This window comes from Bacillus sp. (in: firmicutes), from assembly GCA_012842745.1.
In the GTDB taxonomy this organism is placed as follows: Bacteria; Bacillota; Bacilli; order Bacillales; family Bacillaceae_J; genus Schinkia.
This window is the reverse complement of record DUSF01000036.1, coordinates 24,326-49,037: the sequence shown is the minus strand read 5'-3', so window position 1 is coordinate 49,037 and position 24,712 is coordinate 24,326. Positions and strand designations below refer to the sequence as shown.

Sequence of the window (24,712 nt, the reverse complement as noted above, 5' to 3'; positions counted from 1 at the left end):
GTGTTACTCAATAATATTTTCAAGACCATATACTAAAATATCAATTTTCATGACTGTGTCAATCGCTAATTTCACACCAGACATAAAAGAAGAACGATGCAATGAATCGTGGCGAATTGTTAATAGTTGACCATTTCCTCCGAATAAAACCTCTTGATGGGCAACTAAACCAGGAAGGCGGACACTATGAATGCGCATGCCATTGAAATTAGCACCACGAGCACCTTGAATTGTCTCTTTTTCATTTGGATGTCCTTGCTGCTTTTCTGTGCGAACGCGAGAAATTAGTTCAGCTGTTTTAATCGCAGTCCCTGAAGGAGCGTCAAGCTTTTGGTCATGATGCTGTTCAATAATTTCAACATCTGGAAAATACTTTGCGGCCATTTGTGCAAATTTCATCATTAATACCGCACCAATTGCGAAATTTGGCGCAATGATCACGCCGATCCCTTTTTCTTCTGCTGTTTTTGCCAAGTCCTTTAATTCCTGTTCATTAAATCCGGTTGTACCAACAACTGGGCGGATTGCATATTTCAGAGCAGCTTCTGTATGCTTTCTGCCGATTTCCGGTGTTGTTAAATCAAGAAGAACATCAGCTGTTCTTTCTTTAAAACATTGTTCAGCATCTTCATAAATAGGAGCATCCATTGCTGGTAAACCTTCAATGCTAGAAATAAGCTTCCCACCATTTTTTCGATCTATCGCCGCTACTAGTTCAAAATGTTCTGTTTCTTTGATTAACTTTAAAGCCTCTGTACCCATCTTCCCACGTGGCCCTGCCAAAATAATTTTAATTTTTCCCATTATTTATCCTCCTATTCCTTCCTCGTCCAGCGATCTTTATCACGTGTATTAAATTTATTCATCACTAAATCAAACGATTCCTCTAAACTAATCTCTAACGAGTTGGCAAAACAAATTAGCACAAATAGTAGGTCGCCAAGTTCTTGTTCAACTGTTTTCTCTTCTTCATCTGTTTTTTTCGGTTTTTCGCCATAATAATGATTTATTTCTCGGGCAAGCTCCCCTAATTCTTCCGTCATCCGTGCCAACATCGCCAACGGACTAAAATAGCCTTCTTTAAATTGGCTTATGTATTGATTGACTTCCTTTTGCATTTCTTCCATTGTTTTTTGCTTCAAATACTTCTCACCTCGTTTTGACTTAGCTACTTTTTTATGTTAGCCAAAATTAAGCATTTTGACAAACTTTAGAGTAATTCTTAACATTTCTTCCAAACTAATCTATAATGATATTGTTTTTCAAGCGAGGAGGCTTTGAGATGAAATTAACGATAAGGCTACCAAATATTCTTTTTATTTTGTTAGGGGCGGCAATCCTTTCCTTTGGCATTGTCCATTTTAATATGGAAAATAATTTAGCTGAAGGGGGATTTACGGGCATCACCTTGCTTTTATATTTTTTATTTAAAATCGACCCTTCAATCACGAACCTTGTGCTTAACATTCCATTGTTCTTTATTGGTTGGAGGTTTTTAGGAAAAAACACTTTTGTTTATACGATTATTGGGACGGTTAGTGTCTCTATCTTTTTATGGGTTTTTCAACGCTATCGTCCTTTCTCAATCCCGCTCCATGACGATTTAACACTTGCCGCACTTTTTGCTGGTGTTTTCATAGGAACAGGATTAGGCATTATTTTTCGTTACGGAGGGACGACAGGCGGTGTCGATATTATTGCTAGATTAGTGAATAAATATATTGGCTGGAGCATGGGGAAGACGATGTTTTTATTTGATGCTTGCGTCATTATTACATCTTTAATTTTTTATTTATCGTATCGCGAAGCAATGTACACCCTTGTTCTCGTCTTTGTCGGTGCTAAAGTCATCGATTTTATGCAAGAAGGTGCTTATTCTGCCAAAGGAGCAACAATTATTTCTGTAAAAAACGCCGAAATTGCCAAGCAAATTTTAGAGGATATGGGTAGGGGCGTTACAGTTTTAAAAGGGATGGGAAGCTTTACTGGCGAGGAACGGAATGTCCTTTATTGTGTTGTGGGACGCAATGAAATTGTAAAGCTAAAAAGTATCATCAATAATGTTGATCCCCATGCGTTTGTAACTGTTAGTGATGTTCACGATGTACTTGGGGAAGGATTTACGTTGGATGAAAATAAAAAACCTTTGGAAAGATAGAAAAGAGGCTGCCGAAAATTCAGCCTCTTTTCTAATATAATGACTAGTCATCACTTCCAGCCATTCCAGTATATACTAACAGAAGACGAACAAGTTCCATCACAGCTACTAATGCTGCTGCAACATATGTTAAGGCAGCTGCATTTAAAACTTTGCGCGTTTCTCGTTCTTCATCATTGCGGATTACACCTGCGGCTACGATTTCATCCATAGCTCGACTTGAAGCATTGAATTCTACTGGTAAGGTAACAATTTGGAAAAGTACGGCCGCCGCCATACAAACAATCCCTAGCAATAAAAGTCCACTGATGTGAGCAAAGATTCCTATCAATATTAAAATCCACGATAGATTCGAACCGATGTTAGCAACTGGAACTAACGCATGTCTGAACCTTAAAAACGCGTAATCTCGCGCATCTTGAATTGCATGGCCTACCTCATGGGCCGCAACAGCTGCACCTGCAACAGAGGCTCCGTGATAATTGCTTGTTGATAGGCGTACTGTTTTGTCTCGAGGATCATAATGATCAGATAGTACACCCGGAGTTTCTTCAACTCTTACATGGTATAAGCCATTATTATCCAAAATTGTTCTCGCTACTTGAGCACCCGTCATTCCCGATGAAGCAGGAATTTGCGAATATTTACGATATGCACCTTTCACCTTCATTTGTGCCCATAAAGGGATGAGGATGATTATTGCAAAATATAGTAAAAACATCCTTTACATTCCTCCATAAATAAATATTTGTTACTTTATATTGTATGGAAAGCTTATTTTTTAGTCAATCGATAACCATTGACAACTTAACTGTCTCAATTATTTATTATTGTCATTTTTTCCGCTCTGTATTTTTTAATCGCAACATAGAATAGCGCACCTAAAATAATACTCCCTGTTGTAATCATGACCCACATAAACGAAGGGTCTGTTTCATCAGTGATAGTTTTTCCAAATATATTGTACACATCCTTTTCCATTATCTTTAAATGATCCTCTTTATTCTTGCTAGTAACGCGAGCATAAGTTTCTAGAAAGCGGATATGCGAGTCTAATCTAGAAATATCATCAGGATCAAGAGCAATGACTAAAGAAGGATAGATTGTGTCAATATTATCTGTAAAAGCAGTAAGCTGCTGCTTGAACTGTTCCCGATCATTCTCTAATGCTGCATCTTTCATATTTTGAAAGCTTTTTATGATTGGCTTTTCCATTTCCTTCCATAACGGTTGATATTCAGAATGTAAGGCATCAATAGCAAGGTGGAGCCGGGTTACCTTCCGAACTCTTTCCGCATGATCTAATGAAATCGATGTTAGTGCTTTAATAGCCTCATCAGTACTTATCGAAAGGACGCGTAAATCGTTCATTGTCACTTGCTTTTCCTTCGGATATATTTTTATAAACTGAGCCGAAAATTGCTCGAGCATTTTTTTTGCCTCAGCATATTTTTCCTGCTTCGTAAGCATAAGCGCATGATTAGTAAGCTTATCCAGTTTAGTCCAAGCTTCATTATTAGCATAAATCTGTTGTGGAATAAACAAACAGACAAAAATAAAAGGTAAAAATATCTTTCTAACCATCCCTTGTCCCTCCTAGGCTTTGTATGAGTTTATGAGAGAAGGGACAAGAGTAGAACACTATAACAATGATGTTTTATAGTGTTTATCTCTTATGCATAACCAGTATGTAATAAAGATGGAGGTAATGCTTAGCCAAAAAGTAAAATAACCTATTTGCGCCGTGAAATCACTAAGCATACTGTATCTCGGCATCATTCCAAAAACATAATCAATAACATCATTATGTAAGGTCCAAACGGCGGCAGCAATTAAATGCCATCCTTTCATGCGATAATACGGGGCATATAATAGCCCTTGGATTGCCATTGCGCCATGAGAAGCTATTAGCATATAGCCTTCCCATGGTAAATATCCTTCTACCTTTAATACTAACAAATTCATGACAACAGCCCAGATTCCATATTTGAAAAGTGTTACAATCGCGAGTGCTTCGATAAGAGGCCAATTTTTTCGTAATAGGAAAGCAATTAAAACAAACACAAAAAATAAACTTGCTGTGGGGCTATCAGGCACAAATGGTAGAAAATATGCTGGAGTATCTGCTAATTGTCCTCCGTACCATATGTAACCCCAAATCGTACCAAGCACATTAATAACTAGTAATAGCGCTAAAATTGAGCGCCATCCTAAAAACTGAATCAATAGTTTCATTTACTCAACTCCGCAAATATAATTACCTTTTATTTTAACAGAAATAAAAACTAAATAAAAAGCTGACCTTCATTTGAAAGTCAGCTTTTTGAAGTATATAGTTTATTTACCAATGTTAGCAATAAATTCAGATAGCGCTTTTAAATCTTCATCAGAACCTTGGAACATTCCTGGAGGCATTGTATTACGTCCATTTACAGCGATATCAGCAATTTCTTCTGCTGATAATGTTGCACCAGTCTCTGTTAAACCAGGCGCTGCTGGTCCACCAAGCAAATCAGTTCCGTGACAGTTTAAACAGCCGCTTGCTTCAAGCGCCTTATAACCAGGGTCTTCTTTGTCGAATTCAACTGTTTTAACGATTTTCCCTTGCTCAGCCGCAGCTTCCCAATCATGGTTTACTACAGATTCCCACGTTAAGAAAATAGTTGCCGCTAAAGCAAGTAACATCATAGCGGTTGCAATTGGTCGTTTTGACGGACGACGCTCTGGGCCTCTATCTAACCATGGAGCAATTAATAATCCGCCAAATGCTAAACCAGGAATTAAAATAACACCAACGATTGTCCAAGGACCTGATGCATACTCGTATTTAAGTAATTGATATAAGAACAAGAAATACCAGTCTGGTAATGGTATATAGCCTGTATCCGTTGGATCAGCTATACGTTCAAGTGGTGATGGATGTGCAATTGTTAGGCAAAGATAGCCAACTAAAAATACAGCTCCAATCAACCATTCTTTTAAAAGGAAATTCGGCCAAAACGCTTCCGTTTTTCCTGGATATTCGGAATAGTCTTTCGGTACATTAGGTTTTCTCTCTACAGGTACACGAGAATCCCCAACAAATTTCATACCTTTTCCGCGATGCATCGTCTTCCCTCCCTTATGTTACATATGTATTTTACAATGGACCCGAAATACCTTGCTTTCGAATCATCACGAAATGGGCAGCCATTAAGCCAAATAATGCTGCTGGCAGGAAGAATACATGGATTGCGAAGAAACGAGTTAATGTTTGTGCACCAACAATTTCAGGGCTACCTGCTAATAATGTTTTCGCTGCAGGTCCAATTAAAGGAACAGCCTCAGCAATCTGTAAACCTACCTTTGTTGCAAATAATGCTTTCATATCCCATGGTAATAGGTAGCCTGTAAAACCAAGACCTAACATCATGAAGAAAATTAATACGCCTACTACCCAGTTTAATTCACGTGGCTTTTTGTAAGCTCCTTGGAAAAATACACGTAATACGTGTAAAAACATCATAACGATAACTAAACTTGCTCCCCAATGATGCATTCCGCGTACAATCACGCCAAATGCCACTTCGTTTTGCAAATAGTATACTGATTCCCAAGCATTTTTAATATCTGGAACATAATACATTGTTAAAAACATTCCTGATAATACTTGAATAACAGTTATAAAAAATGTAAGACCGCCGAAGCAGTATACAAATGCAGAGAAGTGATGTGCCGGGTTAACATGCTCAGGCACCTCATGGTCAGCAATATCACGCCATAGCGGCGTAATATCTAAACGCTCGTCTACCCAATCATAAATTTTATTAAGCATTTATTACGCCCCTCCTATGCTCGTGGTCTAGCTTTACCTAGATATAAAGTTCCGCCTTCTACTTTTTGATCATATAAATCTAAAGGTGCTAGCGGTGGTGTACCTGGTACATTTGTTCCATCCTTCTCATATAAACCGTCATGACAAGGACAGTAGAATTGATTTTTTGCTTTTGGATCATCCCATGTTACAGTACATCCTAAATGTTTACATACAGGTGACATCGCTTGAATGCTGCCATCATCCTTCTTGTAAACCCATGCTGACATGGTTACTTCAGACTCATACCATGCGTCGACTTGGTTTACTTTAAAGTCAAAACGCTGTGGTTCAGATGTAAGTTTGGATTCTTCGACAACGGCCACAAATTCACCTTCAGATGGTGGTTGTAACACTGGATCAATCGCAAACCGAACCATTGGTGCTAGCATGCCCGCAGCCATAAATCCACCTACACCTGTTAGTGTGTAACTAAGGAATTGGCGTCTAGTTACGTTTCCCTTACTCATTCTTTTCCCCCCTCTATTCAAGGATAGTCCATCCGGACAAATCGTTTATAAACACACATATTACTAGGACATAATCATGATAGCGCAAACTTGTCCTTTGGTCAATAAAATCCTGTCGAAAAACAGAAGTGATTTACACATTACTCCTCTTTCATCCACAGATTCATCACAATTGTTTGAATTGGTTTCAGTTGTGATTTTAACATTTGTTCTATATACTTTTTGTCAACATCGTGAAAAGAAATGGAAGGCACCCAAAGTAAAGTAGCTTGTACATCTTTTTCATTCAGCTTCCAATCTGGATCAGAGGTAAGGAGGATTACATGTTTAACACCACTATCCACCAATGTACGATTCCATAAATTGATGCGCTCAATTAATGCTGTTGTCTCCTCATTTTTTAAATATGTAAACGCTGGTAGCAAAACCATCCTTCCTTTGTATTCCCTTTCCAGCTCTGCCGACAAAATCGTGATAAATTCCCCCATCTCACAGATTGTACTTATTTCTCCTTGTAACGAAATTGGCACCAAGGGCACCACAACAGTATCTACATATTCTTTTGCTTTCATATACATTTCTATATCTGTACTTATCCATTTCATATTATTTTCTCTCACCTTTATTAATAATATTTCTTATTATTAAACCATGTTTTTATCAAAAAAAAAACCTTCCTCTACGTTGAGGAAGTGTTTTGACATTCTAACAATGCATTTAATTTTGCAGATAGAAACATAAACTTATCAAAATCGAATTTGTCTAAAGCGTCATCAATTTGCTTTAGCAGCTTATCCCTCTGAAAAGATAATAATGACTCCTCCAAAAATTGCTGAGCTAACTGTTGGTCTTTTTCATTTACTTGAAGATGGGTTGGAATAAACTTATTTTCCTCTAAAACTAGAACATACTTTGCACAAGTAAAAGAGGCTTTAAAATTAAGCTGGATATAAATGTCTTGATCACGGTTTAAGCGAATGTCATGAAAAGATTTTTCAGCATCTGTTGTCATCACACTATCTTTGTAAAATCGAAACGGTACTTCATCAACACAATGAGTAGACATGATGATTCCCCTTGGACAATATTCAGCCTTCTCAACAAAATGGACCTTCTTCATCAATTGATCATGGCTCATTAAATAATTCAAAATCCAAACGCATTCCCGCCTTTTTAACTGATAATGATTTAAAAACCAGCGCACGAATTCTTTCTTTTCATTGACAGATACAGGAGCCGCCAAAAAATATCCCTCCTCTCCCGTTTTCTTCTCTCCTTCAAATCACTACCAATCTTCTAAACGCACTAGCTCCTCTTCAATTTCTGTATTTGCTGAGTCCAGTTCGAGGATTTGCTTGAACATTTTCTTTGCTCTTTTCGCGTCTCCATCTTCCAAAAGAAAATAACCAAAATCCTTAAGAAACTGAATATTATCTTTGAAATAAGTATATGCATTCTCAAAGTGATTTAATGCATCATTATAAATTTCTAAATGTTTTTTTGCTGTCGCTAAGTCCCAATCGAACATAGGGTCATATTCATCATTTTCGATAGCCTGATGTAGAATGTGAACAATATCATCATATTGTTCATGATATAGATAATAGCTTGACAACAAATTGATGGCTTCAATATAGCCTGAATCAATCTCAATCGCCTTAACTAAATATGCTTCCACATCTTCGTCGGTTTGCAGCTTCATCGCCATTTTTGCAGCAAACACAAGCAATTCCTTATAATCCGGAGCATAGGTTAAACCTTCTCTTGCCGTATCATAACTTTCCTTAAGGGCCCCAGCATGTTCGTAGGCTTTTGCTAAATAAAGATAAACCGGTACGTATTCGTAGTCTAATTCCTTTAAGCTATTCCATTTTGCAATAGCAAGCTCATATCTTTCAAGCTGATAGGCAATAAACCCATAATTAAACAGCGCATTGATATCAAACTCAACTTGCAGACCTTTTTCATAGCATTCTAGAGCTTCTTCAAAATGACCAGTATGTACGAAAGCATCTGCTAAAAGCAAGTGAATATTCGTTTGTTCAATATCGACATTCGTATTTATTAATTTTTTGAAAAACGGAATGGCTTTCTGATACTCTCCAATATTGGCATAAAACTGTCCTAAACCTAAATCAATTAAAACTTCCTCAGGGGCAAGCCTTTTTGCTTTCAAAAGCTTTTGTTCGGCGGCCTCATCAAGTCCTTCAATTTGAAATAAATCAGCCATCATGATGAGCGCTTGAAGAAAGGCTGGATCTTCTTCTTTTACTTCCTCTAAATAATCTAAAGCAACTTCTCCCTCATCTTCTTCAATTGCGATTTCGGCGGCGTAAATATAAAGTTGTCCTTCATCTGGGTATAATTCGAGTAATTCGTTGATTATGCTTTTCGCTTCCTCTAAAAAGCCCCATTGTAAATATAAATCTGCAATTAATAGTTTTTCTTCATGATTAGCTTTTGCAATAAGACTATGTAAAAAATCAAGCCCTTCGTTAATTTCTCCGTTTGCAACTAGTTGAATAGCTTTTTGCAGCTTCTCGTCCATATTCAAACTCCTTTATATCAAAATCAACCCCACCATAGTTAACCTCCAGGGTAGGGATTATTTGTCATGCTATCAATCGAGGCAAATAGCCCTGGTAGCTTAATATTCAATTCTTGTCCAAACCCAGGATATAAATTCACTTCATCGTTTACCTTTATTACTTTCCCTTTGTGAACGGTAATGAGCGGAACTATTTTATCATAATTAGCATATTCATATAAATTATAATCAAGTTCATTTCCAATAAAGAGGTCGCCTTTTTTAGGATAAATGCCAATTTGTTTGCGAATTACTTTTGGAACTAGGCGTAAGTCAGTCGGAAAACGGAGATAAGTTGGAATGTAATGGGAGGATGTGACTTGTTCCCAACTTTCCATTTGGATTTTCAATTCCTTATAATCTTCTATATTCCATAGTGGATAAATTGGAACTTGAAATTGAAATTGGGCCTCGCGAATCCATCCCCATGGTATCGAATAAATATTCGTGTGCTCATTTATTTCTGTAATAATATAAGGCAGTTTATGACGTTTGCATAATCTTATAATCCCTGGGGTTAGTTTTTCAAGAGGGATTTGGACACCAATTACAAAATCAATCGTGCTATTAATCATTGCGTGTCTGGCAGCCCTTATTTTTTTTTCGAATTCACTTTCATACTGGATATAACATGGAACTAAAGCGAGCGTGCAACCTTTAACAATGAGATTTGTTAGTTGTTTTCTATAATCGACTATGTTTTCACAATTTAATAAACTAAAATCAGCGATAACATGTCCTGGTGTCATAAAATATTTCGAAACATTCATCCGCATCCCTTGGTACTTTTGTAACGATTTTCCATAATGGCTAATTTTATAATCATCAATTAGAAATGAAGCGATTGTTATTCCTAAATCAGAGACGACATTGGCATCTTCAATAATGTAATTCAAAATAAAATGCCCCTCCTCACCATGCTTGTACAAATTCCTTAACAACAAGTTATGATAAGAAGAGACATAATAGAACTACCTTTCCTTCACTAGCCCGGCTAAATGTTCAAAAAAGTTTGGATAGGAAACAGCTATTGCTTCTGGATTTTCCAATATTGTTTCAGTATTAGCAATAAGGGCTGCGATAGATAGCATCATACCAATGCGATGATCACCATAGCTATTAACATCCGCACCATGTAAGGATGCCTTTCCTTCGATAATCATCCCATCATCTGTTGCTTCAATAATAGCCCCCATTTTTCTTAGTTCGGTAACAACGGTGTCAATGCGATTCGTTTCCTTTACTTTTAACTCTTCCGCATCGCGAATGATTGTTTTTCCTTCCGCTTGGGTCGCAAGCAGGGCGATGATTGGAATTTCATCAATTAATGTCGGGATAATATCGCCGTAAATTTCTATCCCTTTTAAATTAGACGTTGAAATTGTTAAATCAGCAACTGGTTCGCCGTTTACAACTCGTTCATTCGTTACTGACAAGGCCGCTCCCATGTTTTCTAGTACGGTGACAATCCCGACACGGGTAGGATTCATGCCGACATTTTTAAGAGTTATCTCGCTATTAGGTACAATAGCACCTGCCACTAAGAAAAAAGCGGCAGATGAAATATCACCGGGCACTTCAATCGCTGTCGCTGAAAGTGACTGCCCGCCTTCAATTGAGACTGACAAACCATCGCGGCTAATTTTCGCACCAAAAGCTTCTAGCATTCTTTCAGTATGATCTCTCGAAAGGGCAGGTTCCGTGACCGTTGTTACCCCTTTTGAGCCAAGACCAGCTAAAAGAATTGCCGATTTCACTTGGGCACTTGCCACTGGTGAGTTATACTCAATCCCTTTCGTTTCTCCGCCCCTGATTGATAAAGGCGTAAACATCCCGTCATTACGGCCATCAATCTTTGCACCCATCGTTCTTAACGGGTTTGTCACTCTCCCCATTGGCCTTTTGGCAATTGACTCATCACCAATAATTACAGAATGAAACGGTCTTGTTGCTAGAATGCCAAGCATTAATCTTGTCGTCGTTCCTGAATTTCCAACATCAAGTATATCAACTGGTTCTTGCAGACCATCAATGCCAGCAGATTCGATTTCAACATAATCACCCATTTGGTGAATCCCAACTCCCATTTTTCGAAAACAATTAATCGTGCTTAAACAATCCTCCCCAGGCAAAAAGCCGGTGATTGTTGTTTTCCCATTGGCAATCGCCCCAAACATGACGGCGCGATGGGAAATAGATTTATCGCCTGGAACTAGAACAGTTCCATTAAGGCTTGACACATTTGTTATTAATTGTGTAGTTGACAAAAAAACACATCCTTACATTTCGATAAATGATTCGTAATGATGAACGGCTAGACAAGCCTGTGCTCGTTTTCGGTCTTCTTCGTTACGGAAGCTCAGTCTAAGCACACCCATAATATCTTCCCTAACCTCGATAATTCTAATATTTGTAATGCTGATTTCCTCAGTGGCAAGGATCCCCGTTACATCGGAAATACTACCTGGGTGGTCTGGTACATCAACATATAAATCATAAAATGACGGGATTGCCCCTTTTTGTCTTACTGGCAATCTATCGCGGAACTCTTTCGCATCCTTAAAATAAGCATAAATCGCTTCACTATCCACCGTATCAATGATTTTCTTGACATGTTCCATCTCGATACGCCATTTTTCAAGAAGCTCAAGTAACGTCTCTTTATTATGAAGCAAAATGTCGCGCCACATAACCGGGCTACTCGAAGCGATTCTCGTTATATCACGAAACCCGCCAGCTGCTAAGCTGGAAACAGTCGAATCTTTTTCATCTAAAGCAGCCACCTGATGAACGAGGCTCGCAGCAACAATATGCGGAAAATGACTGACGGCACCTGTAAATTCATCATGCTCTTTTGGTGTAAGAATTAAAAAATTCGCTTTTGTACCTTTCAGCCAGTCTTTTAACTCCTCAATCATTGCTACTGGTGTATCCTTTCCCGGCGTCAAAATGTAATAAGCATTTTCAAACAAATGCGCTCTTGCTGCGCTTACACCGCTTTTATGGGAGCCTGCCATTGGATGACCGCCGATAAAGGTAACACCTTTATTAAGTAAAAGCATTGCTTTTTCCATAATTTGTCGTTTTGTACTGCCAACATCTGTAATAATAACAGATGGTTTTAGCTCTATCTTTGTTAGCATTTCGATGATAATTTCTGTTTGCTGCACTGGAGCAGAAATGATAATTAAATCCGCATTCTTAGCTCCGTCTTCAATACAAGTTGCCGACTCGTCAATAACATTTAATGTTTTCGCTAAAGCGAGCCGATCTTCATTAATCTCGTAACCAACGACTACTGCATCATGGCTACGTTTAATCGCTAAAGCAATCGAACCTCCGATTAAACCAAGGCCGATTACAAATACTCTTTTCTTCAAAAAGGATCCCCCTAACGTGATCCGTCAAGCATTTCTTTTAAAGCTTGAATGATTTCCTCATTTTGTTCACGGCTTCCAACGGTAATTCTTACGGAAGTTGGATAGCCTAGTGCAGTACCGGAGCGGACAATAAATCCTTTTCTTAATAAATAATCAAACAATTCCTGCCCAGAGCGTTTAAAATCTATTAAAATGAAATTCGCTTGTGATGGAAAATAATCCAACCCATTTTCTTTACAAAATTGATAATATTGCTCAAGACCTTCCCGATTTGCTTTTACACAAGAGTTGATAAAATCTTGGTCATCAATCGCCGCTGTAATCGCGGCTTGGGCAATTCTTGATGTATTAAAAGGGCCCCTTGCAGGATCAAGCGCTGTAATTAAATCAGGATTTCCGACACCATAACCTACCCTTAATGCCGCAAGTCCATATGCTTTTGAAAATGTCCGTAAGACTAACAAATTCGGATATTCACTTAAAAGCGATAATGTATTTGGATAGTCACTAGCCACGACATATTCATTATAAGCTTCATCAATTACAATCAAGACGTGATCAGGAACATTTTTAATAAAGTTTACAAGCTTTTCTTCTGGAATATACGTACCAGTTGGATTGTTCGGTGTGCATACCCAAACAATTGCCGTATTTTCATCGATTGCCTTTAGCATTCCATCTAAATCATGCTCACCATTTATATTTTCAATCATGCGGATTTCCGCACCTTGGATAATCGCATTATGGCTATATTGTGAGAAAGACGGATTCGCCATGACTGTATTTTTATCAGGAGATAAAAGGGCTATGCAAAGGATGGCAATCAGTTCGTCAGAGCCATTTCCAAAAATGAGTTGATTTTCTTCGACACCGATAAATCGAGCGATTTTTTCACGCATATCACGAGCATAGCCATCAGGATATAATGCTAATTCATTTAAGCCCGCTTGAATAGCTTCCTTTGCTTGAAGTGAGCATCCAAATGGATTTTCGTTTGATGCTAATTTTGTAATTTTCTCAAGGCCAAGCTCTCTTTTTACTTCTTCAATTGGCTTGCCCGGCTGATAAGGTGTTAACCCAACTAGTTGTTCTTTCACTTTTATCTTCATAAGAGACCCCACCATTTCATACAAATAAATTTAGTTAGATTTTCTCGCACTAAAGTTAGAAAAACACGACATTTGCCAATATAGCAAATGTCGATGTCTTTTCTTATACTTTAATCCTTTAACGAGGTTAAACGTTAATAAAGTACAAAAAAGGATTCTTTCCCTAATTGTAACACATCATTACAATTGGTAAAGAGTCCATCCATAATTTTTCATCTTCATTTAAGCATTTTGGTATGGGTTCAAATTATCAATTAACAACTGAATTTTCTGATAATCTTTTATGCCATTTGTCTCAATGCCGCTTGAAATATCAATTCCATGTGGGTGATATTGTAAGATTCGCTTCACATTATCCGGAGTAATTCCACCAGCAATCAAACAGCCAACACCCTGCTGTTCAGCCTCTTTTTGATAGGAAGGAATCGCCTCCCAATCAAATCTTTCTCCAGTACCGCCCCATGCCCCTTTCACCTTTGAATCAATAACATAACCATCTGCTACACGATGATAGTCTTTCATTCTTTCGATGCTATTATGACAATGGTGAATGGCTTTCCAAACAGTGAGGCCTGTTGCCATTTTTGCTTCGACGATTTGCATCGGAGATTCATTGCCATGAAATTGAATAATATCTAGTGGCACATGCTGCAAAACATCAGAGATTTCGCGCAGGCTTGGATTCACGAAAATCCCTACATATTTCTGCTTACTCTCTTTTTCGATTTGGTGAATCCACTCGCCACATTGAACAGGGTCTACTTTTCGCTTGCTTTCCGCAAAGACAATCCCGATGAAATCAGCGCCGCTTTGCACGGAAAACTGTAAATCTTGCAAGGAATGGTTACCACATAACTTAACTTTTACTGTTCTCATTGTTCAACTCCAAATAAAGATAAAATCCCTTGTGCTGGTGTCTCACTTCTCATCAAAGATTCTCCGACTAAAACAGCGTCTGCTCCAGCACTTTTAACCCTTTGAATATCTTCATAGTTAAAAATCCCACTCTCACTTACGAACAAGCTTCCTTCAGGTATATAATTTGCAATCATTTCCGTTTGCTTTAACGTTACTTCAAAGGTCGCTAGATTACGGTTATTTACGCCGATAATTTTCGGGGTGAAAATGGAAAGGATTCCTTCTAAGGCATGCGCCGAATGCACTTCAACTAAACAATCCAACCCTAACTCGGTCGCATATTGATAAAATTCAGCTAGTTTACTAGCCTCCAATGCTTCCGCTATTAAAAGAATTGCATCCGCTCCTAAATATTTGCTCTCCAATATTTGAGTATTATCAATTATAAAATCTTTGCGAAGGATTGGCAAGGCAATTTCTTTTTTAATAAGCGGAATATAATCCCTGCTCCCTTGAAAATATTGTCTGTCCGTTAAAACAGAGATTGCATCTGCACCACCCTGTTCATACTCTCTAGCAATCTCAAGCGGGTCGAAATTTTCTTTGATTATCCCTTTTGAAGGTGATGCTTTTTTTACTTCAGCAATCAAAGCAACTTCATTTTTTTTATTTTTTAAAGCATTGAAAAACGATACATGTTTTACTACTTCTTCCCGAGGTAAAACTAAATTAGACACCTCTTCTTTTTTTGTTGCGATAATTTTATTAAGCATATTGCTCTGTCTCCTTTACAGCTCTATTTCCATCACGTAGTTTATTTAGCTGGTTTAAAGCGTCTCCTTCTTGAATGGCAGCTTTTGCAAGCTCGACACCTTCCTTGATTGAATTACATTTTTCAGCTGCATAAAGCCCAGCCCCTGCGTTTAATAAGACAATATTTGTAGCAGAGCGATTTCCACTACCCGCAAGAACACTTTCGAGTATATAGGCACTTTCCGCTACTGAAGAAACACGCAGTTCTTCTAACGTGCCTCTTTCCAACCCGAAGTCCTCAGGTGAAATCGTCCTTCTTGTAATAATGCCATTATTTAATTCGACAACATCGGTTTCTGTTGTAATTGAGCATTCATCCAAGCCATCACGACCTGTTACGAGCAATACTCGTTTTGAGCCAAGACGTTTCAATGTTTCGGCCATTTTTTCGGCTGGTTCCGTATCATAAACACCGATTAGCTGATATTTACAATTAGCGGGATTGGAAATTGGTCCTAAAAGATTAAAAATTGTTCGGAAGCCAACATCCTTTCTCGGTACAGCTGCATGACGCATCGATGAATGATAATGTGGCGCGAATAAAAAGCTTAAATTATAATCATTTAGCGAATTCCGCGCTTCTTCTGGTGTACTTTGAATATTAATTCCTAGCTGTTCCAACACATCAGCACTGCCGCTATTAGATGTAAAAGCGCGGTTTCCGTGCTTCGCCACCTTCACACCTAAGGCTGATAAGATAATCGAAGCGGTCGTTGAAATATTAAAAGTTGAGGCTCCATCACCGCCTGTTCCACACGTATCAATGACGGAATCATCTTCATAATTGACATGTGTCATATGAGAACGCATCGCCTTTGCGAAGCCAACTAGCTCGTCAACCGTTTCGCCTCTGAAACGTAAAATTGAGATGAAGCTCGCAATTTGGCTTTGCGATGCATTTCCAGACATGATTTCATTCATAATCGCTTCTGCTTCTAGTTCAGATAATGTTTCCCCAATAACGCATTTATTTAAAATTTCTTTAAACATATGTTTTTTCCTCCCGTTGGAACATTTTTTCGGCCAACTTAATACTTTTAATCATCGCGCTCGCTTTATTGATCGTTTCTTTATACTCAAGCTCTGGTACAGAATCAGCAACAATTCCTGCACCTGCCTGAACATAAGCCTTTTTGTCTTTCACTAGAATCGTACGAATCGCGATACATGAGTCAATATTCCCATCAAAACCGAGATAAGCTACTGTACCAGCATATACGTTGCGGGCTGTTGGCTCCATTTCTTGCAAAATTTGCATCGCGCGAATTTTCGGTGCTCCTGAGACCGTCCCAGCTGGAAATCCAGAAATGAATGCATCAATCGGATGAACCCCATCCTTTAACTGCCCTGTAACCTTGGAAATCAAGTGCATCACATGTGAAAACTTACCCAATTCCATCAATACCGGCGTTTCTACAGACCCATATTCGGCAACCCTGCCAATATCATTTCTTGCTAAATCAACGAGCATGTAATGTTCCGCACGTTCTTTTTCATCAGCTAATAGCTCTTTAGCGAGAAGTTCATCCTCTTCCTTTGTGCGCCCTCTTCTTCTCGTTCCTGCAATCGGATGTATTTCAAGATGACCATTCTCAATTTGGATTAACCGTTCTGGCGAACTGCCAACAAGCTCATAGCCATCTAGCTTTAAATAAAATAAATACGGGGACGGATTCACCATCCTTAATACTCGATATAATTCAAAGCCTCCCACGCTAATTGGTATTTCAAAGCGTTGTGATAACACAGCTTGAAAAATATCCCCGGCTTTTATATACTCTTTAATCTTGTTTACATCTTTCAAAAAGTCAGCTTTATTGTAATTGGAGGTGACATCACTGAAATCAACCAAATCCATTTGTTCCATTGCTTGCAACCCTTCATTTTTCAGGCGCGAATCAAAAATTTGATTAAAAATCAACTCGATTTTTTGCTGAACATCCTCAAATACATGCGCTAATTCCTCTTTTGATTCCCCGCCTTTTAAGCGCACAAGCCGTATAATCGTTAATTCCTTTTGATCATGGTCAAAGGCAATCATCGTTTCACAAAACATAAATGAAAACCGTTTTAAGTTTAAATCATTTTTTTTATGCTCAGGCACTTTTTCAAAGGTTGAAATTGCATCATAGCCCATGACACCTACTGCACCGCCCCAGAAAGGTAGTGCTACATCAGCCTTTTTGACCTTCAACATTTCCATCGAAACACGGAATGCTTCGCGAAAACCTGGGGCCGATTGTATCGTTTCATTGCGCTCATTTTTTATTTGAAATACACCTTCACTTTCTTCCACATATAAAAAAGGATGTAAGCCGATAAACGAATATCGCGACCATGGTGATGCTTCATCTTTACTTTCAAGAAGAAAAGTAGCCTCATCTTGTAAATTTTGAAAAATTTGGATTGGTGTAATCGTATCAACAAAATAACGTTTCACAATGGGAATCGTTAGATGCTCTTTCGCATCTTCTAAAAATGAGGGGAAATTATATAAATTCATAAATATCTCTCCAATCGCGAATGTGAAGGGGAAGGATGTTCCTACCGCCTTCCATATGTTTTTGGAGAATGAGGAGATAGCGGGTGAGAAAAAAACAACCCTAAGAAAGCCTCTCTATTATAAAAAAGGCATAATCATCTTAGGGTAGGTGGTTTATTTATAAGAATCTCGTCTCAACTCAGCTCTACTCATTCTACCCTTGACAAAATCATCATTTTGTCTACTAAACTCTAAACTAATCTACTCAACTGAACTTAACTTATATAGAATCATAATACAGCATTCCTTTTATTGTCAATAAACAATTGAAAAATTATTTATTAATAGATAAATCAGGTCTTAGTACGCTTGCCCCTTCTAAATAAACATGCTCGATTTTATCTTGGGGAAGATCTGTTTCTACCGTCATCATCACGCGAATGCATTTTTGCAATGAATGGACGACAGGAACTTCACGCATGCACATAACTGGAACATACATCCAGCCATCCAATAAACGCAGCGCTTTCGCTGGAAAAACAGCATCTAAGTCTTCTGTAACTGAGATAAGTACTTGAGCAACATTTTCAGGAATAATAGCATTTTTCTGAATCATTTCCTCACAAAGCTTCTTTGTACAGTCAACCATTTCATTTGCATCATTTTCTTTTACCGTTATCGCTCCTCTAATCCCACGAATCAAGCTCCTACACCTCCTGTAATTCTTTCTTTAAAATATCTAAAATAAACTCGTCAGCTACTTTTACAGTTTCAACCTCACCAATATTTTTCATTAAGACAAACGTAAGCGAACCTCTTTGTGCCTTTTTGTCCTTTTTCATTAACTGCAGAAGTGCTTCAGCATCAAGAGTCTTGGGAATCTCCGGGAATTTATACTGTTTAAACCACTCTCTGAATGCTCTAAGCTGTAAATCTTTTTCGTAATACTGCTCACTTACACGGATAGCAAATAGCATACCAATCGCAACAGCATCACCATGGCTCATCGTGCCATAACCAAGCTCGGCTTCAATCGCATGGGCAAGCGTATGTCCAAAATTCAAAAAGGCGCGAATCCCGCTTTCTTTTTCATCCTGACCAACAACTGCGGCCTTTACTGAGATCCCTTTTGCTAAAGCATATTGTAGCTTGTCGCCGCGCAAATCAGCTAAAGAATGGATTTCAGCTCGGAGCCATTCATAAAACTCTTTATCCCAAATTAACGCATGTTTAATAACTTCAGCAAAACCAGAACGCCACTCTTCCTCTGGAAGTGTTAAAAGCATATCCGTATCATAAACGACCGCTTCCGGTTGAAAAAAAGCACCAATCATATTTTTTCCTAATGGATGATTAATGGCTACTTTACCACCAACAGAGCTGTCATGGGCAAGAAGTGTTGTCGGCATTTGAATAAATGGAATGCCGCGCATATAAGTAGCGGCAACAAAGCCTGCTAAATCACCAACAACGCCGCCGCCTAATGCTATGACTAATGACTTGCGGTCAAGCTCATGTTCAAGGGCAAATGTCAGTACATCATAAAAGACAGAAAAAGACTTTGCTTCTTCGCCGCTTGGGACAACGTAAGCATAAACATTTTTAAAATCAGAAAGCGAGCCTTTAACATCATTCAAAAAAAGCGGCTCCACATGGGAATCTGTAATAATCAAAATGCTGGAAAAATTACTTCCAAGACCATGAATAAACGATTGAATGTCGAAGCGAAGGCCTCCCCCGATATATAAAGGGTACGTCTTCGATGCTGTTGTAATCGTTAACGCCTTCATCTTAATACATCCTCGCTCTTTCATTCCATTTTTCAATATTTTCTTGGATTTGGTCAACACGGTCTTTCCCAAACTGGTCGACAATTGCTTTTGCAACCTCCCATGCAACAACGGCTTCGGCAACAACAGCTGCAGCAGGAACGGCACAGCTATCAGAGCGCTCAATGCTTGCCTCGAATGGCTCTTTTGTATCAATATCAACACTTTGTAAAGGCTTGTATAGTGTCGGGATTGGTTTCATTACACCGCGAACAACGATTGGCATACCTGTTGTCATGCCACCTTCAAAACCACCTAAATTATTCGATTTTCTAGTATAGCCTTCTTTTTCATTCCAGATAATCTCATCATGGACTTGACTACCGGGACGTCTCGCCGCTTCAAAACCAATGCCAAATTCTACCCCTTTAAAGGCATTAATACTAACAATTGCAGCAGCAAGTTTTGCATCAAGTTTATTGTCATAATGTGTATAGCTGCCAATGCCAGCAGGTAGTCCATCGATAATAACCTCGACAATGCCACCAATCGAATCGCCATCTTCTTTCGCTTGATCAATTGCTGCCATCATTTTTTTCTCAGCTACTCCATCAAGGCAACGGACAGGTGATTGTTCCGTTCTTTCTTTTAAATCTTCTAGACTTTCATAAGAAAGGTTTTCTGCTTTTACGCCACCAATTTCTAAAACATGGCCAACAACAGTAATGCCTAATTCAGCTAATAACTTTTTCGCAACGGCACCGGCTGCTACACGCACAGTCGTTTCCCGCGCTGATGAACGTTCAAGAACATTTCTCATATCGCGATGGCCATATTTAATGGCACCAACAAGGTCAGCATGCCCAGGGCGCGGTCGCGTAATTTTCCGCTTTATTTCATCTTCACTTAGGTCGTCAGTAAGTGGTTCAATACCCATTACTTTTGTCCAATGTGCCCAATCATTATTCTCTACTACAAGAGTAATCGGAGAGCCCAATGTTTTTCCGTGGCGGACTCCACTTAAAATTTGCACTTGGTCCTTTTCAATTTGCATCCGGCGTCCTCTTCCATGTCCTTTTTGACGACGAGCAAGCTCTTCATTTATATCCTCAGCAACTAATGATAGCTGCGCAGGTATTCCTTCTAAAATAGTTGTTAATTGCGGTCCATGAGATTCACCCGCAGTTAAATATCTCATCACTCTTCACCTCTTTAAAGCTTTTGTGTATTAATATAACATAATACATTACATTTTTCGATAAAAAAAAGTATCCTCTGTATCAAAACCATATAACTGGGGATTAAATATTTGTTCTGTACTGCCGACAAACAATATGCCTCCAGGTCTTAAAGCAGCACTAAACTTTTTATATAAAACTTCCTTTGCCTCTTCTGTAAAGTAAATCAACACATTTCGGCAAACAATTAAATCAAAATTAGTATCGAACGTGTCCGCCAACAAATTATGCTTTTTAAACGTTACCGTCCTTTTTATTTCATCGCTTACTTTATAGAAAATGCCATCCTTTGTAAAATATTTCCTTTTCATATCTTCAGGCACTTCTGCTAATGACCTGTCCGGGTATATGCCAATTTTCGCTCGATTGATCACTGTTTCATCAAGATCAGTTGCAAGGATTTGGATTTGCGAAAGCGGCATGAAATTCGATAATACCATCGCTAACGTATAAGGCTCCTCCCCTGTTGAACAGGCTGCACTCCATACTTTTAGCTTCTTATTTTTCTCTAATAGCTTAGGTATAATTTTTTTTTGCAAAACTTCCCAACGTTTTCCATTGCGGTAAAATTCAGAGACATTAATTGTCATTCTGTCTAAAAATTCATCTAAAACTTTTCTGTCTGTTGACATTGCCTCAAAAAACTGTTGGAAATTTTTATAGCCCTTTTTCTCGTATAACGATGTTAATCTTCGTTTCATTTGTGCTTCTTTATAGCAAGCTAAATCAATACCTGTTTTTCTATGTACATTTGTTATAAAATCTTGGTAGTCATTTCCCATTTTCTTTATCCCCTTTTCTCTCAGACTGCCTTTGATTTTACTATAGCAAATGGATTCTCTTAGTTCTACTATTAAAAAAACAACCAGCCATGAAGGCTGGTTGTTTTTTTGCATCCACTTTTAAACAATCTAAATTTAATAAACCCACTCATCTACTTGCTTGTTATATTCACATATTTCATTTTCTTTAAACCATAAATTAATTTCACGCTTGGCGCTTTCTGGTGAATCTGAGCCATGAATAACATTTTTGCTCATTGTGATCCCGAAATCACCACGAATTGTCCCAGGTTGTGCTTCCGCAGGATTAGTTGCGCCCATCATTTGACGTGCTGTAGAAATAATTTTTTCTCCTTGCCAAACCATTGCAAAAACAGGGCTTGATGTAACAAAACCTACTAACTCGCCAAAGAAAGGACGCTCTTTATGCTCAGCATAATGTTCTTCAGCTAATTCCTTTGGTACAGTCATTAATTTAGCAGCTAATAATTTAAAACCTTTTTTTTCAAAGCGAGAAATAATCTCACCAACATATTGTCTTTGAACACCATCCGGCTTAATCATTATAAATGTTTTTTCCATCTTTCATCTCTCCAGTCATTATGTATCATGAATGCTATGTAGAAATCATTTCACATTTTATCAAAATATGTTATGAATAGCAAACTTTCAAAACTTGCGCTTCCCGATATATTTCGCAATATTTGACAACGTTGTTTTTTCTTTACAATTCGGTAGGTTTTTAATAATCTCATGAGCCTTTTTTAAGTAGCGTTCACTAATTTCCTTAGAATATTCAATTCCACCCGAATTTTTCACTAAAGAAATGATTTGTTTAATCTTTTCTTCATTCGTCATATCAAAGGTATCGATAATTTCTTTCCTAACTGTATCATTTTGAAGCGCATAAAGAACGGGCAACGTAATATTTCCTTGTAATAGGTCACTACCAGCAGGTTTCCCAAGCTCCTTCTCTGTTCCAGTAAAATCAAGAATATCATCTGTTATTTGAAAAGCCATACCAACATAATAGCCGAAGCGGGATAATTGTCTTTGAACTTGCACTGGTGCTTCCGAAACAATCGCACCAAGCTGGCAGCTAACGGCAATAAGAATGGCTGTTTTTCTTTTAATTCGCCGCAAGTACGTACGTACACTTTGATTCCAATCATATTTATCTTTAATTTGCTCAATCTCACCAACACAAAGCTCTACCATTGTTTTCGATAAGACTTGATGGGCTTCAATCTTTTTTATATTTGTCATTAACTCAACAGCTCTGGCAAAAATATAGTCGCCCGTATACATGGCTATTCGATTATCCCATTTTGCTTTTATTGTCGGCGCACCTCTACGTAATTCTGCATTATCGATTACATCATCGTGAACTAAGGAAGCGGTATGTATTAATTCAAGAGCAACAGCTACATTTTTTATGATATCAATATTATAATGACCAAATTTCGCCGACAATAAAACAAAGACTGGTCGAATGCGCTTCCCACCAGCCTGCAATAAATGCATAGAGGCTTCTTTCAGCACCGGATTTTCAGCCTGTATAGTCTCTTCCAATGCTTTTTCAATAATATCTAAGTCTGAATTTATAAATGAGTAAAGCCTTTTCAGTTTCATTTATGTCACCTTAATCAACAGCTTATTTAGAAATGGGTTTAAAGCCTAGATGCATTGCCGCAACCCCACCTGTATAGGCTTTCACTTGGACTTTTTCAAGCCCAGCTTCCTTAAACATATTGGCCAATTCCTTTTGTCCTGGAAAGTCTTTAGCAGACTCTTGGAGCCATGAATACTCTTTATAGCTTTTGGCAAATAGTTTGCCCAAAAGCGGCATAACAAATTGAAAATAAAAATAATAAATTTGCCTAAAACCAATCAAAGTTGGCTGAGAGGTTTCAAGACAGACGACCTGTCCACCAGGTTTTACAACTCGGCACATTTCGCGTAAAACCTGCAAATAATCAGGGACATTACGTAGCCCAAAACCGATTGTCACATAATCAAATGTATGATCAGCAAACGGAAGTTCCATCGCATTTCCATGTACAAGCTCAATGTTGTTAAGTTGTAAAGTTTCGACCTTTTGTTCGCCAATTTTTAACATATTTTTACTGAAGTCCAGTCCGACTACTTTCCCTTCAGGTCCAACGGCATGGGACAATGCAACTGTCCAATCAGCTGTTCCACAACATACATCAAGGGCTGCTGAACCAGGTTGAACGTTCATCCTTTTCATCGTGTCTTTCCGCCATGCTTTATGACGTTGAAAACTTATGATTGAGTTCATGACATCATATTTTTCTGAAATTTTTTCAAATACGTTATGGACGCGTTCTTCCTTTGAATAACCCACTCTTCCCCCTTCTTTCACCACTTTTTCCATCGCAATATCCAAATCATTGATAAATGCCATTACCTTCTCACCGAGAAAGCCGTAGGTTCTAGAATGCTTTTGGAGGAATGCATCAATATAGTGAATCGATTTCACGATTTGATTATCAACTAAAATGAGGGCATTTCGTCCCCCAATGCTATTCATTCCGTCAATGATTGCGGAAAAACCATGTAAGTTGAAAGTCGCTTTTTCACGGTGTAACCTATTCACTAATAATAATTGTTTGGAAAATTCTTGCATGTCTAAATTACCAGCATATTGGGCAATCTTTTGCACTAAAAGAGATTCTATCATGGCGATGCCATTTATATAATCAGCAATGCTACTGTAATCCCTTTGATAGACAGAAATTTTATACTCATTAATCTCTTTAATCGCAATGGATAATATTTTTAACAACGGAATATCATCAATTAATGCTAATAAATAATAATAAAGACCACTATAATAATCCCCAGCAAGCACTGTTAATTGGCGTTGTTTCATAAACGGATTATCGTCTTCAATCCGATGTAATCCAACAAGTTCATGTGTATCTAAGGCAATTTGGATGAGCATCGTTGCCATGATCGATTGCCGTAACTTATCATGATTGAGTGGTATTTTCGCTTCTTTTAAAATCGTATAAAGTAATACTAGTTTTTGCTCATCTATAACAGGGACATCAATAAACTTCATTAAGTAAGGATGTTTGACTCGCACTTCTATGTCCGCTTTAATCTGTTCTATTTCTTCATAGATGTCGTTCACGCTCATCACCCTTGTCTATCTAAACTGAGAAGCCCAGGCTCCCTTATTGCTAG

At 38.1% G+C, this 24,712-nt stretch carries 27 protein-coding genes; 1 reads left to right on the top strand and 26 read right to left on the bottom strand.

The features are described 5' to 3' along the window. Nucleotides 1–3: 3 nt before the first annotated feature. Nucleotides 4–804 (bottom strand): 4-hydroxy-tetrahydrodipicolinate reductase, encoded by an 801-nt coding sequence (locus tag GX497_08185; GenBank protein HHY73191.1) that lies wholly within the window; start codon nucleotides 802–804, stop codon nucleotides 4–6. An 11-nt stretch (nucleotides 805–815) separates the two neighbouring features. After that, nucleotides 816–1,127: a nucleotide pyrophosphohydrolase gene (locus GX497_08180; GenBank protein HHY73190.1), complete on the bottom strand. Its 312-nt coding sequence runs from the start codon at nucleotides 1,125–1,127 to the stop codon at nucleotides 816–818. A 155-nt stretch (nucleotides 1,128–1,282) separates the two neighbouring features. Between GX497_08180 and GX497_08175 the strand changes: the two genes are divergently transcribed. Beyond that, nucleotides 1,283–2,158: a YitT family protein gene (locus GX497_08175; protein HHY73189.1), complete on the top strand. Its 876-nt coding sequence runs from the start codon at nucleotides 1,283–1,285 to the stop codon at nucleotides 2,156–2,158. A 43-nt stretch (nucleotides 2,159–2,201) separates the two neighbouring features. Here GX497_08175 and GX497_08170 read toward each other — a convergent pair whose 3' ends face one another. From GX497_08170 to GX497_08055, 24 genes are all read right to left on the bottom strand, one after another. Continuing rightward, the gene (locus GX497_08170; GenBank protein ID HHY73188.1) at nucleotides 2,202–2,879 is read right to left on the bottom strand and encodes a Zn-dependent protease; all 678 of its coding nucleotides are present in this window, start codon (nucleotides 2,877–2,879) and stop codon (nucleotides 2,202–2,204) included. A gap of 95 nt (nucleotides 2,880–2,974) precedes the next feature. Next, the gene (locus GX497_08165; GenBank protein HHY73187.1) at nucleotides 2,975–3,742 is read right to left on the bottom strand and encodes a sporulation protein YpjB; all 768 of its coding nucleotides are present in this window, start codon (nucleotides 3,740–3,742) and stop codon (nucleotides 2,975–2,977) included. A gap of 57 nt (nucleotides 3,743–3,799) precedes the next feature. Then, on the bottom strand, nucleotides 3,800–4,393 hold the full coding sequence (locus GX497_08160; GenBank protein HHY73186.1) for a DUF1405 domain-containing protein: 594 nt from the start codon (nucleotides 4,391–4,393) through the stop codon (nucleotides 3,800–3,802). A 102-nt stretch (nucleotides 4,394–4,495) separates the two neighbouring features. Then, complete coding sequence (locus tag GX497_08155) at nucleotides 4,496–5,266, bottom strand: cytochrome C oxidase Cbb3 (protein ID HHY73185.1); 771 nt, start codon at nucleotides 5,264–5,266, stop codon at nucleotides 4,496–4,498. A 31-nt stretch (nucleotides 5,267–5,297) separates the two neighbouring features. Then, nucleotides 5,298–5,972, bottom strand: coding sequence for a cytochrome b6 (locus GX497_08150; GenBank protein ID HHY73184.1), 675 nt, complete (start codon nucleotides 5,970–5,972; stop codon nucleotides 5,298–5,300). Nucleotides 5,973–5,986: 14 nt separating this feature from the next. Then, a complete protein-coding gene (locus GX497_08145; protein HHY73183.1) occupies nucleotides 5,987–6,481 on the bottom strand; it encodes a ubiquinol-cytochrome c reductase iron-sulfur subunit in 495 nt (164 codons plus the stop codon). 140 nt (nucleotides 6,482–6,621) lie between these two features. Then, a complete protein-coding gene (locus tag GX497_08140; GenBank protein HHY73182.1) occupies nucleotides 6,622–7,086 on the bottom strand; it encodes a DUF2487 family protein in 465 nt (154 codons plus the stop codon). 74 nt (nucleotides 7,087–7,160) lie between these two features. Then, nucleotides 7,161–7,724, bottom strand: coding sequence for a YpiB family protein (locus GX497_08135; protein HHY73181.1), 564 nt, complete (start codon nucleotides 7,722–7,724; stop codon nucleotides 7,161–7,163). A 42-nt stretch (nucleotides 7,725–7,766) separates the two neighbouring features. Continuing rightward, nucleotides 7,767–9,029, bottom strand: coding sequence for a tetratricopeptide repeat protein (locus GX497_08130; protein ID HHY73180.1), 1,263 nt, complete (start codon nucleotides 9,027–9,029; stop codon nucleotides 7,767–7,769). Nucleotides 9,030–9,067: 38 nt separating this feature from the next. Next, nucleotides 9,068–9,964: a hypothetical protein gene (locus GX497_08125; protein ID HHY73179.1), complete on the bottom strand. Its 897-nt coding sequence runs from the start codon at nucleotides 9,962–9,964 to the stop codon at nucleotides 9,068–9,070. Between the two features lie 75 nt (nucleotides 9,965–10,039). Continuing rightward, a complete protein-coding gene (gene aroA / locus GX497_08120) occupies nucleotides 10,040–11,335 on the bottom strand; it encodes a 3-phosphoshikimate 1-carboxyvinyltransferase (protein HHY73178.1) in 1,296 nt (431 codons plus the stop codon). Between the two features lie 12 nt (nucleotides 11,336–11,347). Then, nucleotides 11,348–12,448: a prephenate dehydrogenase gene (locus GX497_08115; protein HHY73177.1), complete on the bottom strand. Its 1,101-nt coding sequence runs from the start codon at nucleotides 12,446–12,448 to the stop codon at nucleotides 11,348–11,350. Between the two features lie 11 nt (nucleotides 12,449–12,459). Beyond that, a complete protein-coding gene (locus GX497_08110) occupies nucleotides 12,460–13,551 on the bottom strand; it encodes a histidinol-phosphate transaminase (protein ID HHY73176.1) in 1,092 nt (363 codons plus the stop codon). Nucleotides 13,552–13,779: 228 nt separating this feature from the next. Beyond that, nucleotides 13,780–14,433: a phosphoribosylanthranilate isomerase gene (locus GX497_08105; GenBank protein HHY73175.1), complete on the bottom strand. Its 654-nt coding sequence runs from the start codon at nucleotides 14,431–14,433 to the stop codon at nucleotides 13,780–13,782. Then, nucleotides 14,430–15,188 carry an indole-3-glycerol phosphate synthase TrpC gene (gene trpC, locus GX497_08100; protein HHY73174.1) on the bottom strand — a complete coding sequence of 253 codons (759 nt, stop codon included), beginning with the start codon at nucleotides 15,186–15,188 and terminating at the stop codon, nucleotides 14,430–14,432. The genes GX497_08105 and trpC overlap by 4 nt, the downstream gene beginning before the upstream one ends. After that, the gene (gene trpD, locus GX497_08095) at nucleotides 15,181–16,218 is read right to left on the bottom strand and encodes an anthranilate phosphoribosyltransferase (GenBank protein ID HHY73173.1); all 1,038 of its coding nucleotides are present in this window, start codon (nucleotides 16,216–16,218) and stop codon (nucleotides 15,181–15,183) included. The genes trpC and trpD overlap by 8 nt, the downstream gene beginning before the upstream one ends. Beyond that, on the bottom strand, nucleotides 16,211–17,731 hold the full coding sequence (locus GX497_08090; GenBank protein HHY73172.1) for an anthranilate synthase component I: 1,521 nt from the start codon (nucleotides 17,729–17,731) through the stop codon (nucleotides 16,211–16,213). Before GX497_08090 ends, trpD begins: the two co-directional genes overlap by 8 nt. Nucleotides 17,732–18,044: 313 nt before the next feature. Beyond that, on the bottom strand, nucleotides 18,045–18,413 hold the full coding sequence (aroH, locus tag GX497_08085; protein HHY73171.1) for a chorismate mutase: 369 nt from the start codon (nucleotides 18,411–18,413) through the stop codon (nucleotides 18,045–18,047). Between the two features lie 4 nt (nucleotides 18,414–18,417). Continuing rightward, nucleotides 18,418–19,500 (bottom strand): 3-dehydroquinate synthase, encoded by a 1,083-nt coding sequence (locus tag GX497_08080; protein HHY73170.1) that lies wholly within the window; start codon nucleotides 19,498–19,500, stop codon nucleotides 18,418–18,420. A 1-nt stretch (nucleotide 19,501) separates the two neighbouring features. Then, on the bottom strand, nucleotides 19,502–20,677 hold the full coding sequence (gene aroC, locus GX497_08075; protein ID HHY73169.1) for a chorismate synthase: 1,176 nt from the start codon (nucleotides 20,675–20,677) through the stop codon (nucleotides 19,502–19,504). Between the two features lie 48 nt (nucleotides 20,678–20,725). Then, nucleotides 20,726–21,499: a protein-glutamate O-methyltransferase CheR gene (locus tag GX497_08070; GenBank protein ID HHY73168.1), complete on the bottom strand. Its 774-nt coding sequence runs from the start codon at nucleotides 21,497–21,499 to the stop codon at nucleotides 20,726–20,728. Nucleotides 21,500–21,634: 135 nt separating this feature from the next. After that, nucleotides 21,635–22,081: a nucleoside-diphosphate kinase gene (ndk, locus tag GX497_08065; protein ID HHY73167.1), complete on the bottom strand. Its 447-nt coding sequence runs from the start codon at nucleotides 22,079–22,081 to the stop codon at nucleotides 21,635–21,637. A gap of 87 nt (nucleotides 22,082–22,168) precedes the next feature. Then, nucleotides 22,169–23,131, bottom strand: coding sequence for a heptaprenyl diphosphate synthase component II (gene hepT / locus GX497_08060; GenBank protein ID HHY73166.1), 963 nt, complete (start codon nucleotides 23,129–23,131; stop codon nucleotides 22,169–22,171). A 22-nt stretch (nucleotides 23,132–23,153) separates the two neighbouring features. Continuing rightward, nucleotides 23,154–24,659 carry a demethylmenaquinone methyltransferase gene (locus GX497_08055; GenBank protein ID HHY73165.1) on the bottom strand — a complete coding sequence of 502 codons (1,506 nt, stop codon included), beginning with the start codon at nucleotides 24,657–24,659 and terminating at the stop codon, nucleotides 23,154–23,156. Nucleotides 24,660–24,712: the final 53 nt, after the last annotated feature.

What these genes read in the sequence shown, in the direction of transcription:
- GX497_08185 (HHY73191.1), bottom strand. Translation starts at nt 804, where the DNA reads ATGGGAAAAATTAAAATTATTTTGGCAGGGCCACGTGGGAAGATGGGT.
- GX497_08180 (HHY73190.1), bottom strand. Translation starts at nt 1,127, where the DNA reads ATGGAAGAAATGCAAAAGGAAGTCAATCAATACATAAGCCAATTTAAA.
- GX497_08175 (HHY73189.1), top strand. Translation starts at nt 1,283, where the DNA reads ATGAAATTAACGATAAGGCTACCAAATATTCTTTTTATTTTGTTAGGG.
- GX497_08170 (HHY73188.1), bottom strand. Translation starts at nt 2,879, where the DNA reads ATGTTTTTACTATATTTTGCAATAATCATCCTCATCCCTTTATGGGCA.
- GX497_08165 (HHY73187.1), bottom strand. Translation starts at nt 3,742, where the DNA reads ATGGTTAGAAAGATATTTTTACCTTTTATTTTTGTCTGTTTGTTTATT.
- GX497_08160 (HHY73186.1), bottom strand. Translation starts at nt 4,393, where the DNA reads ATGAAACTATTGATTCAGTTTTTAGGATGGCGCTCAATTTTAGCGCTA.
- GX497_08155 (HHY73185.1), bottom strand. Translation starts at nt 5,266, where the DNA reads ATGCATCGCGGAAAAGGTATGAAATTTGTTGGGGATTCTCGTGTACCT.
- GX497_08150 (HHY73184.1), bottom strand. Translation starts at nt 5,972, where the DNA reads ATGCTTAATAAAATTTATGATTGGGTAGACGAGCGTTTAGATATTACG.
- GX497_08145 (HHY73183.1), bottom strand. Translation starts at nt 6,481, where the DNA reads ATGAGTAAGGGAAACGTAACTAGACGCCAATTCCTTAGTTACACACTA.
- GX497_08140 (HHY73182.1), bottom strand. Translation starts at nt 7,086, where the DNA reads ATGAAATGGATAAGTACAGATATAGAAATGTATATGAAAGCAAAAGAA.
- GX497_08130 (HHY73180.1), bottom strand. Translation starts at nt 9,029, where the DNA reads ATGGACGAGAAGCTGCAAAAAGCTATTCAACTAGTTGCAAACGGAGAA.
- GX497_08105 (HHY73175.1), bottom strand. Translation starts at nt 14,433, where the DNA reads ATGAGAACAGTAAAAGTTAAGTTATGTGGTAACCATTCCTTGCAAGAT.
- trpC (HHY73174.1), bottom strand. Translation starts at nt 15,188, where the DNA reads ATGCTTAATAAAATTATCGCAACAAAAAAAGAAGAGGTGTCTAATTTA.
- trpD (HHY73173.1), bottom strand. Translation starts at nt 16,218, where the DNA reads ATGTTTAAAGAAATTTTAAATAAATGCGTTATTGGGGAAACATTATCT.
- GX497_08090 (HHY73172.1), bottom strand. Translation starts at nt 17,731, where the DNA reads ATGAATTTATATAATTTCCCCTCATTTTTAGAAGATGCGAAAGAGCAT.
- GX497_08080 (HHY73170.1), bottom strand. Translation starts at nt 19,500, where the DNA reads ATGAAGGCGTTAACGATTACAACAGCATCGAAGACGTACCCTTTATAT.
- aroC (HHY73169.1), bottom strand. Translation starts at nt 20,677, where the DNA reads ATGAGATATTTAACTGCGGGTGAATCTCATGGACCGCAATTAACAACT.
- GX497_08070 (HHY73168.1), bottom strand. Translation starts at nt 21,499, where the DNA reads ATGGGAAATGACTACCAAGATTTTATAACAAATGTACATAGAAAAACA.
- ndk (HHY73167.1), bottom strand. Translation starts at nt 22,081, where the DNA reads ATGGAAAAAACATTTATAATGATTAAGCCGGATGGTGTTCAAAGACAA.
- hepT (HHY73166.1), bottom strand. Translation starts at nt 23,131, where the DNA reads ATGAAACTGAAAAGGCTTTACTCATTTATAAATTCAGACTTAGATATT.